This window comes from Ruegeria sp. BC6 (genome assembly GCF_056539185.1).
Genome location: NZ_JBQFUM010000002.1, coordinates 206,323 through 221,794 on the forward strand (window position 1 = coordinate 206,323; position 15,472 = coordinate 221,794).

Annotated in this window: 17 protein-coding genes; 10 read left to right on the plus strand and 7 right to left on the minus strand. The window is 59.7% G+C overall.

The genetic code is table 11. The features are described 5' to 3' along the window. Window positions 1–39 precede the first annotated feature (39 nt). The 9 genes from ACR0MM_RS08445 to trpB all read left to right on the plus strand — a co-directional run bounded on the left by ACR0MM_RS08445 (window position 40) and on the right by trpB (window position 8,155). Complete coding sequence (locus tag ACR0MM_RS08445; RefSeq protein WP_480695591.1) at window positions 40–555, plus strand: hypothetical protein; 516 nt, start codon at window positions 40–42, stop codon at window positions 553–555. 239 nt (window positions 556–794) lie between these two features. Next, window positions 795–2,480, plus strand: coding sequence for a tryptophan halogenase family protein (locus ACR0MM_RS08450; protein WP_480695593.1), 1,686 nt, complete (start codon window positions 795–797; stop codon window positions 2,478–2,480). Window positions 2,481–2,684: 204 nt separating this feature from the next. After that, the gene (locus ACR0MM_RS08455; protein ID WP_480695595.1) at window positions 2,685–2,942 is read left to right on the plus strand and encodes a DUF6525 family protein; all 258 of its coding nucleotides are present in this window, start codon (window positions 2,685–2,687) and stop codon (window positions 2,940–2,942) included. 271 nt (window positions 2,943–3,213) lie between these two features. Beyond that, the gene (gene rpsA, locus ACR0MM_RS08460) at window positions 3,214–4,890 is read left to right on the plus strand and encodes a 30S ribosomal protein S1 (RefSeq protein WP_480695597.1); all 1,677 of its coding nucleotides are present in this window, start codon (window positions 3,214–3,216) and stop codon (window positions 4,888–4,890) included. A gap of 272 nt (window positions 4,891–5,162) precedes the next feature. Then, complete coding sequence (gene ihfB, locus ACR0MM_RS08465) at window positions 5,163–5,447, plus strand: integration host factor subunit beta (RefSeq protein WP_050603110.1); 285 nt, start codon at window positions 5,163–5,165, stop codon at window positions 5,445–5,447. A gap of 7 nt (window positions 5,448–5,454) precedes the next feature. Next, entirely contained in the window at window positions 5,455–5,805 is a 351-nt protein-coding gene (locus ACR0MM_RS08470) for a lipopolysaccharide assembly protein LapA domain-containing protein (RefSeq protein ID WP_170340535.1), read from the plus strand. A 6-nt stretch (window positions 5,806–5,811) separates the two neighbouring features. Then, window positions 5,812–6,456 carry a phosphoribosylanthranilate isomerase gene (locus tag ACR0MM_RS08475; protein WP_170340460.1) on the plus strand — a complete coding sequence of 215 codons (645 nt, stop codon included), beginning with the start codon at window positions 5,812–5,814 and terminating at the stop codon, window positions 6,454–6,456. Between the two features lie 48 nt (window positions 6,457–6,504). Further along, window positions 6,505–6,840: a hypothetical protein gene (locus ACR0MM_RS08480; protein ID WP_480695599.1), complete on the plus strand. Its 336-nt coding sequence runs from the start codon at window positions 6,505–6,507 to the stop codon at window positions 6,838–6,840. A 67-nt stretch (window positions 6,841–6,907) separates the two neighbouring features. Next, the gene (trpB, locus tag ACR0MM_RS08485) at window positions 6,908–8,155 is read left to right on the plus strand and encodes a tryptophan synthase subunit beta (RefSeq protein ID WP_480695601.1); all 1,248 of its coding nucleotides are present in this window, start codon (window positions 6,908–6,910) and stop codon (window positions 8,153–8,155) included. Between the two features lie 60 nt (window positions 8,156–8,215). Here trpB and ACR0MM_RS08490 read toward each other — a convergent pair whose 3' ends face one another. The 7 genes from ACR0MM_RS08490 to ACR0MM_RS08520 form a co-directional block, all read right to left on the minus strand. Next, window positions 8,216–8,596, minus strand: coding sequence for a DUF2237 family protein (locus tag ACR0MM_RS08490; RefSeq protein WP_170364903.1), 381 nt, complete (start codon window positions 8,594–8,596; stop codon window positions 8,216–8,218). 9 nt (window positions 8,597–8,605) lie between these two features. Beyond that, a complete protein-coding gene (locus ACR0MM_RS08495; protein WP_170436373.1) occupies window positions 8,606–9,769 on the minus strand; it encodes a serine hydrolase domain-containing protein in 1,164 nt (387 codons plus the stop codon). A gap of 78 nt (window positions 9,770–9,847) precedes the next feature. Then, on the minus strand, window positions 9,848–10,534 hold the full coding sequence (gene pth / locus ACR0MM_RS08500; protein ID WP_170436376.1) for an aminoacyl-tRNA hydrolase: 687 nt from the start codon (window positions 10,532–10,534) through the stop codon (window positions 9,848–9,850). Window positions 10,535–10,666: 132 nt separating this feature from the next. Further along, on the minus strand, window positions 10,667–11,323 hold the full coding sequence (locus tag ACR0MM_RS08505; RefSeq protein ID WP_093964607.1) for a 50S ribosomal protein L25/general stress protein Ctc: 657 nt from the start codon (window positions 11,321–11,323) through the stop codon (window positions 10,667–10,669). A 110-nt stretch (window positions 11,324–11,433) separates the two neighbouring features. Further along, window positions 11,434–12,600: an alpha-hydroxy acid oxidase gene (locus ACR0MM_RS08510; protein ID WP_480695603.1), complete on the minus strand. Its 1,167-nt coding sequence runs from the start codon at window positions 12,598–12,600 to the stop codon at window positions 11,434–11,436. A 159-nt stretch (window positions 12,601–12,759) separates the two neighbouring features. After that, on the minus strand, window positions 12,760–13,551 hold the full coding sequence (gene trpA, locus ACR0MM_RS08515) for a tryptophan synthase subunit alpha (RefSeq protein WP_260064923.1): 792 nt from the start codon (window positions 13,549–13,551) through the stop codon (window positions 12,760–12,762). Window positions 13,552–13,629: 78 nt separating this feature from the next. Then, entirely contained in the window at window positions 13,630–14,115 is a 486-nt protein-coding gene (locus ACR0MM_RS08520; protein WP_170340476.1) for an acyloxyacyl hydrolase, read from the minus strand. 196 nt (window positions 14,116–14,311) lie between these two features. On the opposite strand from ACR0MM_RS08520, the gene ychF reads away from it, so the two are divergent. After that, window positions 14,312–15,409, plus strand: a complete 1,098-nt coding sequence (ychF, locus tag ACR0MM_RS08525) for a redox-regulated ATPase YchF (RefSeq protein WP_480695605.1) — start codon at window positions 14,312–14,314, stop codon at window positions 15,407–15,409. The last annotated feature ends 63 nt before the right edge of the window (window positions 15,410–15,472 follow it).

Here is a 15,472-nt window from a genome sequence, read left to right on the forward strand (position 1 = left end):
CCCCGCTTAGGCTGAACGTGTCTATGGTGGAGAGAGCGGATGATCCGATTTGCCTTGATCTGGGTTTTGTTGGCCGGCCATGCGTTGGCACAGGAAGCCGAGCCACCGATGACCTACGAGAGACTTGGCAAGATCATCTTTGCCCTCGACCCCGATGCCGAGCCGCAGGGTCCGGGCTTTACCATGACGATTTCGGATGTTCCGGTACTGGTTGTTACTGATGTGCATGCAGACCGGATGCGGGCAATGGTGGCGATCAGCGGAACCTCAGAGCTTTCGGCCGAAGACTTGCAGCGCATGATGCAGGCCAATTTCGACAGCACGCTGGACGCGCGCTATGCGATCGCCAACGGAACCTTGTGGGCCGTGTTCATCCACCCGCTGTCACGGCTGAACAAGGATCAACTGATCTCGGGCCTGGCGCAGACCGTCAATATCGCCCTGACCTATGGCACTCTCTATTCCGGGGGTGCGGCCGAGTTCGGCGGTGGCGACAGCCATGATCTGCAACGCGAATTGATCAACGATCTTCTGAAGAAAGGCGAGGACATCTGAGGCCGCCTCGAAAGGCTCAACCGTCATCGCTGTCCGTTCAGTGCAAGGGAAGCAGGTCGTGACCATGCGTTGCTTTTGCAGCGGCGCCCGTTTGGGCCCACTTGATGCCGCCATTGGCCCTAGCTGGATGCCGGAAAGCTGCTATAGTTTCACTCAGCGATAAGGGGAGGTCGCCACCGAGGCCCGGAAAAACGGGCAGGCGGCCGCATAATCCTCACAGCCAACAGGGACAGAACAACATGAATAATCGTTTGCAAAAAATCACCATCGTGGGTGGCGGTACGGCTGGCTGGATGACGGCGTTGCTACTCGAGATGGTGTTTTCGCGCACGTCAGCACCCAAGGACCGTCCGCGGATCTGCCTGATCGAAAGCCCGAATATCGCCACGGTCGGCGTTGGTGAAGCGACCGTGCCGCGTATGCCGGTCACGCTCCGGCAGGCCGGAATTTCCGAGCGAGACTTTTTTCGCGAAACCAATGCGTCGTTCAAGCTGGGCGTCAAATTCTGCAACTGGAACAAGGACGCAAAGGGAAAGCGCATCGACTACGTGAACCCATTTGCCCATGGCCAGATGCTGGAGGGCCTCGAGGCCGCCGAGTACTTCCTTCGGTTTGGCAACGGTGACCGGGATTTCACTCAGTCCATCTCGCCGCATGATGACCTGGCTCGGCTGTGCAAGGGCGCGCGGCTTCTGGGGCAGCCCGAATTCGAGCAGCGGTTTGGCTATGCCTATCACCTGGACGCCGTAAAATTCGCGGGCATGCTGACCAGGGTCTGTACGCAGCGTGGCGTCGAACATATCCGCGACGAGGTGCAGTCGGTCGAGTTGAATGAACAGGGCAGTGTCAGCCATCTGATGCTTGAGCGTGCAGGCCGCCACGATATTGAAATGGTCGTGGACTGCACCGGTTTCCGCGGCCTGATCATCAATCAGGCACTGGGCGAGCCGTTCATGGATTATTCGGACTATCTGCCGAACGACCGTGCCATGGCGTTGCAGATCGAGCACCCCAATCCGCGGAAAATCGAAAGCGTCACGCGGTCGACTGCACTTGGCGCTGGTTGGACATGGCGCGTGCCTCTCTACAACCGGGTGGGCACGGGATACGTGTATTCATCCGCGCACCGGACGGATGATCAAGCGGCGGACGAATATCTGGAGTGGCTGGGTGACAGCGGCAAAGGCGCGACGCCGCGGGTGATCCCCATGCGGATCGGGCGCGTGCGCAACGCGTGGGTCAAGAACTGCGTTGCGATCGGGCTGGCCGGTGGGTTCATCGAGCCGCTTGAAAGCACTGCGATCCATATGGTCGACCATGCTGTGCGCTGGTTCGCCGAGCATTTGCCGACCCGCGATATCGAACCCTCACTGAGGGACAGGTACAATCGTCAGATGAACAAGCTCTATGACGAAGTGCTGGATTTCATTTGCCTGCATTACAAGCTGAACAATCGTCACGATGATCAATACTGGATCGACGCGCGGACCGAGATGAAGGTGCCGGACAGGCTGGCTGAAAACCTCGAGCTTTGGAAAAACCGCCTTCCGATGCAGCACGATGTCGAATTTGCAACGCTGTTTGACCATCGCGTCTATCAGACGGTTCTGCTGGGCAAGCAGGTCTATGACACGGGGTATGGCACAGGAATTCGTGATCGTATTCGACCATTGCGGAAGGACATCTGGTTCCAGTGGTGGAAGGGCGCAAAAGTGGACCTTGCGCAGATCCTGAAAGCGATGCCGGATCACAAAACCCTGCTGCGCGACATTCGCGGAGAACTCAAGCAACCCACTTTTGCGATGGCCAAGGCGGCACAGCCGACCGTTCCGATGCCGGGTGCGGCACCCGAGCCGGTGGTCATCCAGAACATGCCGAATCTAGCTGAGATTCAAAGCGGCAAGAAAGACCTGCAACTGTTCTAGGTCTCCCGGCTTCGGCTAATATTGAGAGCTTCGGAATGGCTGAGGGCAGGGTTGCAGAACCCTGCCTTTTTTGACCTCAATCCGGGGTTGCGCACCAAAAATATGTTACGTAATAACATACCATAAACGTTGGAACGTTTCCCCAACCCATTCCGTCCGGTCCAGTTCCCGCTCTGAAAATTCGCATTGGTACAGTCGATGCCCATGACCACTCAAAGACGCAATCTGCGCAGCCGCCTGAACCGCCGGAGACGGCACCGCCCCGCCATGCAGGCCTATGACACCCTTCCGCCTCAGTTGCGCCAGTGGCTTGCGAATGCCTGCTTGCCGTGGAGTCCGAACTCTGCTCTCAAGATTTGGAAGGCAGCCGGTGGGGCAAAGGCCCCGGCCGACGCTCTGGCGCGTTTGAATGCGATCGAGCAGGCCATGCTGCTGAGGGATGCCCGGATTTGGGAGGAGTAGCTGGCCCGGAAAACGCAAGCGGAATCCCGCGTCGGCTTGCAACAAGGGCCTTTCTGCTTGCGCTGTGCCCAGAATCCGCCTATACGCGCGCTGTCTGAACAAGGGCGGTCAACGCCCGGACGACGTATCTGAGCAGGGCCGGGTTTCCTCGGCCCTTTGTGTTTGTTTAGCCAGATGCGCACCGGGTCACGCCAGAGGACATCATGAAACAAGACCGGCGGAGACAACCGCTCGGCCAGCAAAAACGTTATGTAAAGGAAAACAACGCCACATGGCTAACGCATCCATGGAGGAATTCGAAGCCCTCCTGAACGAAAGCTTCGAAATGGACACCCCCGAAGAGGGTTCGGTTGTCAAAGGCAAGGTCATCGCGATCGAAGCGGGCCAAGCCATCATCGACGTAGGCTACAAGATGGAAGGCCGTGTCGATCTGAAAGAATTCGCAAATCCCGGCGAAGCTCCTGAAATCGCTGTTGGCGACGAGGTCGAAGTCTACCTGCGCGCCGCAGAAAACGCCCGTGGCGAAGCCGTCATCTCGCGCGAGATGGCCCGCCGTGAAGAGGCATGGGACCGTCTGGAAAAAGCATATGCCGACGACCAGCGCGTCGAAGGTGCTATCTTTGGTCGCGTCAAAGGTGGCTTCACCGTGGATCTCGGTGGCGCAGTTGCGTTCCTGCCCGGCAGCCAGGTTGACGTTCGCCCCGTGCGCGACGCTGGCCCGCTGATGGGTCTGAAGCAGCCGTTCCAGATCCTGAAAATGGACCGCCGCCGTGGCAACATCGTTGTCTCGCGTCGTGCAATCCTTGAAGAATCGCGTGCCGAACAGCGTGCCGAAGTCATCGGCAACCTGTCCGAAGGTCAGACCGTCGAGGGTGTCGTCAAGAACATCACCGAATACGGTGCATTCGTTGACCTGGGCGGCGTTGACGGCCTGCTGCACGTCACGGACATGGCATGGCGCCGCGTGAACCACCCGTCCGAGATCCTGACGATCGGCGAGACCATCAAGGTTCAGGTCATCAAGATCAACAAGGAAACCCACCGCATCAGCCTGGGCATGAAGCAGCTGCAGGAAGATCCGTGGGATCTGGTTGGCGCCAAGTACCCGCTGGGTTCGGTGCACAAGGGTCGCGTCACCAACATCACCGACTACGGCGCGTTCGTCGAGCTGGAGCCCGGTGTCGAAGGTCTGGTGCACGTGTCCGAGATGTCCTGGACCAAGAAAAACGTCCACCCCGGCAAGATCGTTTCGACCAGCCAGGAAGTCGACGTCATGGTTCTGGAAATCGACGGCGCCAAGCGTCGCGTGTCTCTGGGCCTCAAGCAGACCCAGCGCAACCCGTGGGAAGTGTTTGCAGAAACGCACCCCGAGGGCACGCAGGTCGAAGGCGAAGTCAAGAACATCACCGAATTCGGTCTGTTCATCGGCCTGGAAGGCGACATCGACGGCATGGTTCACCTGTCCGACCTGTCGTGGGACGAGCGTGGCGAAGATGCCATCCAGAGCTACCGCAAGGGCGACGTCGTTCAGGCGGTTGTCTCGGAAGTTGACGTCGAAAAAGAGCGGATCTCGCTGTCGATCAAAGCCCTGGGCGGTGACAAGTTCGCCGAAGCCGTGGGCGGCGTGAAGCGTGGCTCGGTCATCACCGTCGAAGTGACCGCGATCGAAGATGGCGGTATCGAGGTGGAGTACGAAGGCATGAAGTCCTTCATCCGCCGTTCGGACCTGAGCCGCGACCGTGCCGAACAGCGCCCCGAGCGTTTCTCGGTCGGTGACAAGGTCGACGTTCGCGTCACCAACGTGGACAGCAAGACCCGCCGTCTGGGCCTGTCGATCAAGGCGCGCGAAATCGCCGAAGAGAAAGAGGCCGTGGAACAGTACGGTTCCTCCGACTCGGGTGCATCGCTGGGCGATATCCTTGGCGCAGCGCTGAAGTCCGGCGACTAAGCCAGACTTGCAGTTTTGAACACTCAGACGGCCCCGCTCATCCCGAGCGGGGCCGTTTCTTTTGCGAATCAATGTGTTCCGGTTTTGCGAGTTATTCGGTGATAGGTGCAGGCATGAACCGCCGGATTCGCGTCTCTACAGGCGAATTTCCGGTGCTTTCTTGGAAAATGCACCCCGGACACACAGAGTTTACATTCCACCCGGCACCGTTTTTTCCTATACTGACCAAACCAGTAGACGAGATGACACGGTGACCTGGGAGGGTAGCACGCATGATCCGTTCAGAACTGATTCAGAAAATCGCCGACGAAAATCCACATCTGTACCAACGTGATGTCGAGCGGATCGTGAATACCGTATTCGAGGAAGTCACAGACGCGATGGCGCGCGGTGACCGTGTCGAACTGCGGGGCTTCGGAGCTTTTTCGGTCAAGAAACGGGATGCGCGGGTCGGCCGGAACCCACGCACTGGCGAGACGGTTCAAGTCGAGGAAAAGTGCGTGCCGTTTTTCAAGACCGGCAAGTTGCTAAGGGATCGTTTGAACGGTAAAGCGTGATCTCATGATGCGCTACATTCGATACGGTTTTCTTGCGGTCCTGGGGATCGTCCTTGTCTCGGTCTCGCTGGCCAATCGCCAGATGGTTCAGTTGCAGTTGATGCCGGACGCCTTGTCTGACTTGCTTGGCTTCAATCTGGCCACTTCGCTGCCGTTGTTTCTTGTAGTTCTTGGCGGGATTGTGGCCGGCCTTGTCATCGGTTTTCTGTGGGAATGGCTGCGTGAGCACAAGCACCGCAAGGACGCCACCGTCAAAAAGACCGAGGTCAAGAAGCTCGAGCGCGAGGTCAAGAAGCTCAAGAAGAAGCAGAACGAAGGCCAGGACGATGTGCTTGCCCTTCTGGACGAGGCCAGCTGAGAGCCGATGTCTTCCGAGATCAGCGTAAAAATATGCGGCTTGACCGCACCCGAGCATGTGCGTGCCGCCGTTGAAGCAGGTGCGCGTTACATTGGGTTCAATTTCTTTCCCAAGTCTCCACGCTATGCACCGATTGCCCAGGCAGCGGCGCTGGCCAGTGACGTGCCGGTCGGCGTAGCCAAGGTGGCCTTAGCGGTGAACTTCAGCGACGCGCAGTTGGATGAAATCGTCGCGGGGGTTCCACTGGACATGCTGCAGCTGCATGGCGCCGAAAGCCCCGAGCGCGTGGCCGAGGTCAAATCACGCTACGGCTTGCCGGTAATCAAGGCGATTGGAGTGGCGGAAGCCGAGGATTTGGCCGCAATAGACCTGTATTCGGACGTGGCCGATCAGTTGTTGGTTGACGCCAAACCGCCAAAGAACTCTGAGCTGCCCGGCGGCAACGGTTTACCCTTTGATTGGCGTCTGCTCGCCGGTCGCAAATACTGGCGGACGCCGTGGATGCTGTCGGGGGGTCTCAACCCGGACAACGTAGCCGAGGCGATCCGTATGACCGGTGCAAGGCAGGTGGATGTAGCATCGGGCGTGGAAAGCGCCCCGGGCGTCAAGGATCCGGGCCTGATCCGCTCATTTATTGAGGCGGCACGGTGATCTGACCAGAACGCGCTTGCGTATCCTTCTCAAAGGGGAGGATGCAGGATGCTGGCTGCAATTGGCGCGGTTTCACTAAAGCGATGGTACCATGGGCCCGAGTTTTTCTGGCGCGCGGGCAAGGCCTTGCGCCAGGCCAAGGGCGATCCCTTGTGCCTCCATGCCGAGGTGTTTTCGCATGAGGGCGCGTATTTCTCGCTCAGCGTTTGGCACGACGTCGAAGCCATGCTGACCTTTGCCCAGTCGAACCCGCACCGAGGGGTGATGCAAGCTGCCCCACGTTTGACCAATATCTACCACTTCCGTCACTTTGCCTGCATCGCCATTCCGACCCGGGACCAGGCGCTGACTATCTGGATGAACGGCAGTACCGCTGCGGAATAGTGCGATTTGCGATGGCAAATCCCGCCGGCACCTCCTAATAACAACAGGCACGACGATGGAGACCACCATGGCCAATGATCTGTTCAATTCCTTTATGTCCGGCCCGGATGAAAACGGCCGCTTCGGCATTTTCGGCGGGCGGTTCGTCAGCGAGACTCTGATGCCGTTGATCCTGTCGCTGGAGGAGGAATACGAGAAGGCCAAGACCGACCCGAGTTTCTGGGCCGAGATGGACGATCTGTGGGCCAACTACGTGGGCCGTCCGTCGCCCCTGTATCACGCCGAGCGCCTGACCGAACAACTGGGTGGCGCAAAGATCTATATGAAGCGCGACGAGCTGAACCACACCGGCGCGCACAAGATCAACAACGTGCTTGGCCAGATCATCCTGGCGCGCCGCATGGGAAAGACCCGGATTATCGCCGAGACCGGGGCCGGGCAGCACGGTGTCGCCACCGCGACGGTCTGCGCCAAGTTCGGTCTGAAATGCGTGGTCTACATGGGCGCACATGATGTCCAGCGGCAGGCGCCCAACGTGTTCCGCATGCGCTTGCTGGGGGCTGAGGTGATTCCGGTGACCTCGGGCCGCGGCACCCTGAAGGACGCCATGAACGACGCACTGCGCGACTGGGTGACCAACGTGCGCGACACCTTCTATTGCATCGGTACGGTGGCCGGACCGCACCCGTACCCGGCGATGGTGCGCGACTTCCAGTCGATCATCGGCAAGGAAGCCAAGGAACAGATGATGAAGGCCGAGGGTCGCCTGCCGGACACGATCATCGCGGCGATCGGTGGCGGCTCGAACGCCATGGGGCTGTTCTACCCCTTCCTCGACGACAAATCGGTCAACATCATCGGCGTCGAAGCAGGCGGCAAGGGTGTCAACGAAAAGATGGAGCACTGCGCCTCTCTCACCGGCGGCCGGCCGGGTGTTCTGCATGGCAACCGTACCTATCTGCTGCAGGACGACGACGGCCAGATCCTCGAGGGGTACTCGATTTCGGCCGGGCTCGACTATCCGGGCATTGGCCCCGAACACTCCTGGCTGCACGATATCGGGCGCGCGCAGTATGTCTCGGTCACCGACAAAGAGGCGCTTGAGGCGTTCCAGCTGTGCTGCGCGACCGAGGGGATCATCCCTGCGCTCGAACCCAGCCACGCGCTGGCGCATGTCATGAAGATCGCGCCGGAGCTGCCAAAGGATCACATCATCTGCATGAACATGTGCGGACGTGGCGACAAGGATGTGCAAACAGTCGCCAAGTATCTGAACTTCGACATGTCTGATACCGAGGGTCGCGACGCAACCTGAGGGCTGCCCAAAGAACAAGACCCGGCACGCTTCAACCGTGCCGGGTTTTTCATTCCCGGTTCACTGTTCGGAGTTTGCGCGGTGGCTGGTCAGAACGTGCAGCGGCACGATTTCCAATGCGCGCTGGTGAGTCGCCTCAAGATGGACCTTTGGCGCACAGCCTTCGTCATGGGCCTGCATGAACCGCGCGGCACACAGGCACCAGCTGTCGCCAGGCTTCAGGCCCGGGAAATCGAATTCGGGCCGTGGCGTGCTCAGGTCGTTGCCGACATATTTTGAATAGGCCAGAAACTCGGCCGTCATCACAGCGCAGACCGTGTGGCTGCCGCGATCCTCAGGGCAGGTGTTGCAGGCCCCGTCGCGGAAAAAACCGGTCAGGGGCTTTCGTGAACACGGAGCCAGCACGCCGCCCAGAACATTTATGCTGTCCTGCTTTTGCATGAAGCTACCTTACAGGCTTTGCGCGATCTTGCGGAACATTTCGATGTTCTGCTCATTGACCCCGGGCTCGCGGAACTTCCGATCAGCGCCCGTGGCTACGATCAGCACGCCGCGCGACTGGTCGAAATACATGTACTGGCCATAAACACCGCGTGCCAGAAACTCACCGTCATGGGCGCCAACGGGGATCCACCACTGATATCCGTAGCCGATCTTTCCGGGTTCGGTCGGCGCGCTTGGCAAGGTGGATTCCTTGATCCAGCCGGCCGGAACGATCTGGCGCCCATCGCGCACGCCGTTCTGCAGGATCATTTGGCCAAAGCGGGCGTAATCCCGCGTCGTGAAATTCAAGCCACCCAGAACAAAGGCTACACCGGCGCCGTCGGTGATATAGTATCCGTCCCGCTCAAGACCGAGGTGCTGCAGGATCTTTTCGTCCAGCAACGCGGCGACGCTTTGACCCGTCGCCCCTCGGATCACCATTCCAATGACATGGGTATCGATGGAAACATACTGCCAGGTCTCGCCCGGTGCCGCGAAACTGTCCTTCAACGAGGCCGCAAAGTCATCCAACTCGCCCCCCAGGGCGACGACCCGACCCATACGGTTGATGTCGGATTTCGGGTCCAGATAGTCTTCGTCAAAGGTCACACCGCTGGCCATGTTCAGCACGTTGCGGATCGTGGCTGTTTCATAGGCGCTGCCCTGCAGCTTGGGGGCATATTTGATGACCGGATCATCCAGCGAGGCTATGGCGCCCTCCTCAAGAAGGATGCCGAACAGAGCGGACAAATAGCTTTTGGCCATCGACCACGAGATCCGGCGGTCCTCCGGCGATGTGCCCAGGAAATACTCCTCGAACCGGATCTGCCCGTCCTGCATCACCAGCAGGGATGTGACGGCGCGCTCTTCGATCCAGTCTTGCGTCTCGGCGGGCAGGTCGAATTCAGCTCCATAGGGCAGGTCCCAGGTGGGACCATTCCCGCGAGGGAGGTCGACAGTCAGAAACGCCGCGTCCATGTGAGAGAAATTCTGAACGATCTTTTCTTCGGAAAACAGAGAGTTCACCGCCAGAAGGCGCTGGATTTCCTCGCGCTTCCAGAAACCGACAACTGCAGCGGCCAAGACCAGCGTCAGGACGATTCGCAGCAGCCACTTCAGACCTGTTTTCATGATTTTCCTCCCGTTTGGCGGCATTGGATCGTGATGACGGAAATTCTGCAATTGCTACGTTGCGGAAGGTCTTTGCCGCTATCGGAACTTGTCCAACAGCTTCTGCATCGCCGTGCGGTCATCGGGCGTTTGCGTCTCGGCTTGCGGGGCAGGAGAGGTCTTGGTTTCGGATTTGGGCGTCGTGGTGGAACTGCGCGGTGGCGCTGTTCGCAGCGCCACGGCGTTCATGAACTTGGCCGCATCGCCCGCAGCCAGATGGACCGCCCCGTCTGCAACACCTTGCAGAACATCGTCCAGCCAGTCGGCGTCGGCCTTGGCGAAATCGCCCAGAACATAGGGCGAAACCAGCTCTTTGCGTCCGGGATGGCCGATCCCCAGCCGGACACGGTCATACGCGGCACCGATATGGTCGTGGATCGACCGCAGGCCGTTATGCCCGGCATGGCCGCCACCGGCCTTGGCGCGAACCTTCCCGGGTGCAAGGTCCAGTTCGTCATGAAAAACGGTCACATCGGTTGAGTCGAGCTTGAAGAACCGCATGGCCTCGCCGACCGATTGGCCCGAGCGGTTCATGAAGGTCATGGGTTTCAGCAGCAGGACCTTCTCTCGGCCCAGCATTCCTTCGGATATTTCACCCTGAAATTTCGAACGCCATGGCCCAAAGCCATGATCCCTGGCGATGGCATCCACCGCCATGAAACCGATATTGTGCCGGTTGCGGGCATACTTTGCGCCCGGGTTGCCCAATCCGACAAACAGCTTCATCGCGAATTCCTTGTGCGTTTCGGTCCGGCGCAGAATTGCACGAGATGCCTTTCCAGTGCCAGCCGGTCGTTCAAAGAAAAACGGGGCCCTGGACGAGGCCCCGCTTCAAATTCCACTCCGAATGATCCGGATTTATTCTTCGTCTTTGCCTACGACTTCAACTTCGTCGGCTGCGACTTCCTCTTCACCTTCGCCTTCTTCATCGTCGCTGGACGCCAGGCCGGTCGGTGCCGAGATGTTCGCAATCACAAAATCACGGTCGATGGTCGGCTTGGTGCCGTTGGGCAGGTCAACCGACGAGATGGTGACAACGTCGTTGATTTCCAGACCGGTCAGATCGACGGTGATCTTTTCGGGGATGTCGCCGGCGGTGCAGACCAGCTCGACCTCGGGACGGACAACGGTCAGAACGCCGCCCTTCTTGATGCCGGGGGCCTCTTCCTCGTTGATGAATTCGACGGGGATGTACAGGGCGATCTTGGTCGTACGACGCAGACGCATCAGGTCTAGGTGGGTCGGCAGGTCCTTGACGACATCACGCTGAACGTCGCGGCAGATGACGCGGACGTCTTCGTGGCCTTCGACCTTCAGGTTCCACAGGGTCGACTTGAAGCGGCCTGCCTTGAGGCGCTTGAACAGTTCGTTGAACGGAATCTGGATCGGCAGCGGGTCTTTCTCGCCACCAAATACGATGCCCGGAACCATGCCGTCGCGGCGTGCCTGACGAGCGGCGCCCTTGCCCGTCCCCGTCCGTTCCAGAGCTACGAGATCAGGAATCTCACCAGCCATGATAAATCTCCAATGTTAGGGCAGGGTGCCTCCAAGGCTGTCACCCCGCGTGAAGCGGCGTCCTTAGACCGAATCCGGCCATTTGGAAAGGGGTAAAAACGATTTCCGCGTCATTCCTGCCAGCGGCCGCAGAAATCCTGCGGGACAAGCAGGTTGTGCGGCCCCAGATCGGCCACGTTGCGTTCGCCGCACAGGGCCATGGTGGTGTCCAGTTCCTTCTGGATCACCTCCAGCGCGGTGGTCACGCCCTTTTGTCCCATCGCGCCCAGCCCGTAGACGAAAGCGCGCCCGATATAGGTGCCCTTTGCCCCCAGCGCCAGCGCCTTGAGCACGTCCTGCCCCGAGCGGATGCCGCTGTCGAGATGCACTTCGACGTCGCCGCCCACCGCATCCATGATCCGCGGCAGCATCCGGATCGAGCTGAGCGCGCCATCCAACTGCCGCCCGCCGTGGTTCGACACGACGATGGCGTCGGCACCCAGTTTGGCCGCCATCTTGGCGTCTTCGGGATCAAGGATGCCCTTCAGGATCACCTTGCCGCCCCATTGCTCCATCAGTTTCTCGATCTTCTTCCAGTCGAGGCTGGGATCGAACTGCTCGGCGGTCCACGCGCCCAGCGATGAGGCGTCCGAGATGCCCTCGACATGGCCCACGATATTGCCAAACTCGCGCCGCTTCGCGCCCAGCATCTCGATGCCCCAGGCCCATTTCGTCATCAGGTTGGCGATCGTTTTGGCGGTCAGTTTCGGCGGGGCGGACAGGCCGTTCTTCAGGTCCTTGTGCCGTTGGCCGAGGATCTGCAGGTCAAGGGTGATGACCAGGGCCGAGCAGTTGGCATCCTTGGCGCGCTGGATCAGGCGGCGGACGTAATCTTCGTCCTTCATGGTGTACAGCTGGAACCAGAACGGCGCGCCGGTATGTTCCGCCACATCCTCGATCGAGTTGATCGACATGGTCGACAGCGTGAAGGGCACGCCGAAATCCAGCGCGGCCTTGGCGGCCTTCATTTCACCATCCGCATGCTGCATCCCGGTCAGGCCCACGGGTGCCAGGGCCACCGGCATGGCCACGTCCTGTCCGATCATCTGCGACGCGGTCGAGCGGCCGGACATGTCCACCGCAACCTTCTGGCGTAGGCGGATGTCGTGGAAGTCCGAGCTGTTGTCGCGGAAGGTCTGCTCGGTCCAGCTGCCGCTTTCGGCATAGTCATAGAACATCCGGGGCACCCGGCGTTCATAGATGCGTTTCAGGTCTTCGATATTGGTAATGACAGGCATGGCCGCGCCCTTCTGCAGATTGGTTAGGTTTCTTTACCAATTCTTCGGCCGCGGCGCAACGGCCAGTTGCGCATGTGGTCAGGTGGGTCAAAGGCGCAAAGAAAAACCGCCGCAGGCGTGCGGCCCTGCAGCGGTTGCAATTCGTTTGGGATTTTGGCCTCAGGCGCTGTGGGCGCCGTCTGCCAGCGATTTCACGAAGTCCAGAACCTCGGCCACGGGTTTGCCGGCGGCGATCTGGCTGACGATGGCCGAGCCGACCACCGCCCCGTCGGCAACGCTGGCGATGGCACGTGATTTCTCGGGCGTGTTGATGCCGAACCCCACGATCACCGGAAGATCGGTCGCCGCCTTGATGCGCGCGACCTCGGGGCCGACATCGGTGGCCTCGGCTTCGGCCGCGCCGGTGATGCCGGTGATCGAGACGTAATAGACAAAGCCCGAGGTATTCTGCAGCACCCGCGGCAGGCGCTTGTCATCCGTGGTGGGCGTGGCCAGCCGGATGAAGTTCAGACCGGCCGCCTGCGCGGGCAGGCACAGCTCGTCATCTTCCTCGGGCGGCAGGTCGACGACGATCAGGCCGTCGATGCCGGCCTCTTTGGCGTCGGCCAAGAACTTGTCTACGCCGCGGCTGTAGATCGGGTTGTAATAGCCCATCAGTACGATCGGAGTGGTGTCATCGGTTTCCCGGAACGCCTTGGCCAGATCCAGCGTGCGTTGCAGCGTCATGCCGCCATCCAGCGCCCGTTGACCAGCCGCCTGAATGGTGGGGCCGTCCGCCATCGGATCGGTGAAGGGCAGGCCCAGTTCGATCACGTCCACGCCGGCCCCCGGCAGGCCGCGAACGATCTCAAGCGAGGTGTCATAGTCGGGATCCCCGGCCATGATATAGGCGACAAAGGCCTTCTTCCCCTCGGCTTTAAGGGCGGCGAACTTGGCGTCGATACGGGTCATGGACGATCCTTGCATACAGGTTTGGACCTGATGTGCAGAAACTTTGGCCGAAAATCAATCCCGTCCTGAGCGGTGGGGTCAGAAGTTCAAGTGATACCGCAGCAACAGCGCGTTCACGCCGGGGTTTTCCTCTTGCGTGCTGGCGTTCGATTTGTGGGTCACGGCCAACGAGATGTCATTGCCGTTGTTCAACGTATAACCCAGCCCAAAAAGGCTTCGGATTTCGAAACTCCCGCCAAGGTCGTTCAATTCGTTGGCTTCGCTGTAGAAACCCGGCATCACGCTGCCTTCCACGAACCATCTGTCGGCAAAGGAATAGACCCCGATCACCCCGGCGCCGATATGTGTGTTTCCATCCTCGTCCACCGACAGCGCGGCCCCCAGCGCAGCGCTGAAGCGGGTGGCCTCGTGAAATGGCCGGTGCTGGTATTCGAGGGAAAAGATCGCCTGGTCAATCGAACTGCTGTCGGAATAGTCGGCGTAGCCGGCGCCGAAAATCACCGACTGCGCCTGCGCGGCTGTTGAAAAAGCCAGAAAAGCGGCGCTTGAAAGGAGGTTTTTCATGGGGATGTTCGCTGTTGATATTCGTTACAAAGTTAAAGTTTGACACTATTCTCTCGTGTTCAATGGCAACAAGCACACGTTTTCCCTACATTTTCGTGATGTTGCGGATTGGACTCAGGGCCAGCAGCCGCAGGTGCCTTGCGCATTGCACCGGACCCGCATAGAAGCAGCCCGCGAATGGCATCAGGAGGCCGTCATGGGCTTTAAAATGGGTATCGTGGGTCTGCCGAATGTCGGCAAGTCGACCCTGTTCAACGCGCTGACCAAGACCGCGGCCGCGCAGGCGGCGAATTTCCCTTTCTGCACGATCGAACCCAATGTGGGTGACGTGGCCGTTCCCGATGCGCGTCTGGACAAGTTGGCTGCGATCGCCAAGTCGAAGCAGATCATCCCGACCCGGATGACCTTCGTGGATATTGCAGGCCTGGTCAAAGGCGCTTCAAAAGGTGAGGGGCTGGGGAACCAGTTTCTGGCCAACATTCGCGAAACCGATGCCATCGCTCATGTGCTGCGCTGTTTCGAAGATGGCGACGTGACCCATGTCGAAGGCAAGGTCGATCCGGTGGCCGATGCCGAGACCATCGAGACCGAACTGATGCTGGCCGATCTGGAAAGCATCGAAAAGCGTCGCGCCAACCTCGTGCGCAAGCTCAAGGGCACCGACAAAGAGGCGCAGCAGCAGGATCGGTTGCTGGCCACCGCGCAAGAGATGCTGGAAAGCGGTAAACCCGCCCGCTTGGTCGAGGTGTCCGACGAGGATTCAAAAGCCTGGAAGATGCTGCAGTTGCTGACCACCAAGCCGGTCCTGTATGTCTGCAATGTCTCGGAAGAAGACGCTGCCGAAGGCAATGAATATTCCGCGCGTGTGGCCGAGATGGCCGCGGCGCAGGGCAATGCGCATGTCATCATCAGCGCCAAGATCGAAGAAGAGATCAGTCTGCTGGAGCCTGAAGAGGCGCAGATGTTCCTCGAAGAGATGGGGCTTGAAGAACCGGGCCTCGATCGGCTGATCCGTGCGGGGTACGACCTGCTCAAACTGGAAACCTATTTCACGGTCGGCCCGAAAGAGGCCCGCGCCTGGACCATTCGCAGGGGCACTGCAGCGCCTCAGGCGGCCGGTGTTATCCACGGCGACTTTGAAAAGGGTTTCATCCGCGCCGAGACCATTGCCTATGATGATTTCGTAGCGTGCAATGGCGAACAGGGTGCCAAAGAGGCCGGCAAGATGCGTGCAGAAGGCAAAAGCTATGTCGTCAAGGATGGCGACGTTATGCACTTCCTGTTCAACACCTGATCACGAAACAGCTTTTCTGGGCCGGCATTGGCGGTATCTTACGGTATCGCTCCTGTCCGCCCG

What these genes read in the sequence shown, in the direction of transcription:
- ACR0MM_RS08445 (WP_480695591.1), top strand. Translation starts at nt 40, where the DNA reads ATGATCCGATTTGCCTTGATCTGGGTTTTGTTGGCCGGCCATGCGTTG.
- ACR0MM_RS08450 (WP_480695593.1), top strand. Translation starts at nt 795, where the DNA reads ATGAATAATCGTTTGCAAAAAATCACCATCGTGGGTGGCGGTACGGCT.
- ACR0MM_RS08455 (WP_480695595.1), top strand. Translation starts at nt 2,685, where the DNA reads ATGACCACTCAAAGACGCAATCTGCGCAGCCGCCTGAACCGCCGGAGA.
- rpsA (WP_480695597.1), top strand. Translation starts at nt 3,214, where the DNA reads ATGGCTAACGCATCCATGGAGGAATTCGAAGCCCTCCTGAACGAAAGC.
- ihfB (WP_050603110.1), top strand. Translation starts at nt 5,163, where the DNA reads ATGATCCGTTCAGAACTGATTCAGAAAATCGCCGACGAAAATCCACAT.
- ACR0MM_RS08470 (WP_170340535.1), top strand. Translation starts at nt 5,455, where the DNA reads ATGCGCTACATTCGATACGGTTTTCTTGCGGTCCTGGGGATCGTCCTT.
- ACR0MM_RS08475 (WP_170340460.1), top strand. Translation starts at nt 5,812, where the DNA reads ATGTCTTCCGAGATCAGCGTAAAAATATGCGGCTTGACCGCACCCGAG.
- ACR0MM_RS08480 (WP_480695599.1), top strand. Translation starts at nt 6,505, where the DNA reads ATGCTGGCTGCAATTGGCGCGGTTTCACTAAAGCGATGGTACCATGGG.
- trpB (WP_480695601.1), top strand. Translation starts at nt 6,908, where the DNA reads ATGGCCAATGATCTGTTCAATTCCTTTATGTCCGGCCCGGATGAAAAC.
- ACR0MM_RS08490 (WP_170364903.1), bottom strand. Translation starts at nt 8,596, where the DNA reads ATGCAAAAGCAGGACAGCATAAATGTTCTGGGCGGCGTGCTGGCTCCG.
- ACR0MM_RS08495 (WP_170436373.1), bottom strand. Translation starts at nt 9,769, where the DNA reads ATGAAAACAGGTCTGAAGTGGCTGCTGCGAATCGTCCTGACGCTGGTC.
- pth (WP_170436376.1), bottom strand. Translation starts at nt 10,534, where the DNA reads ATGAAGCTGTTTGTCGGATTGGGCAACCCGGGCGCAAAGTATGCCCGC.
- ACR0MM_RS08505 (WP_093964607.1), bottom strand. Translation starts at nt 11,323, where the DNA reads ATGGCTGGTGAGATTCCTGATCTCGTAGCTCTGGAACGGACGGGGACG.
- ACR0MM_RS08510 (WP_480695603.1), bottom strand. Translation starts at nt 12,600, where the DNA reads ATGCCTGTCATTACCAATATCGAAGACCTGAAACGCATCTATGAACGC.
- trpA (WP_260064923.1), bottom strand. Translation starts at nt 13,551, where the DNA reads ATGACCCGTATCGACGCCAAGTTCGCCGCCCTTAAAGCCGAGGGGAAG.
- ACR0MM_RS08520 (WP_170340476.1), bottom strand. Translation starts at nt 14,115, where the DNA reads ATGAAAAACCTCCTTTCAAGCGCCGCTTTTCTGGCTTTTTCAACAGCC.
- ychF (WP_480695605.1), top strand. Translation starts at nt 14,312, where the DNA reads ATGGGCTTTAAAATGGGTATCGTGGGTCTGCCGAATGTCGGCAAGTCG.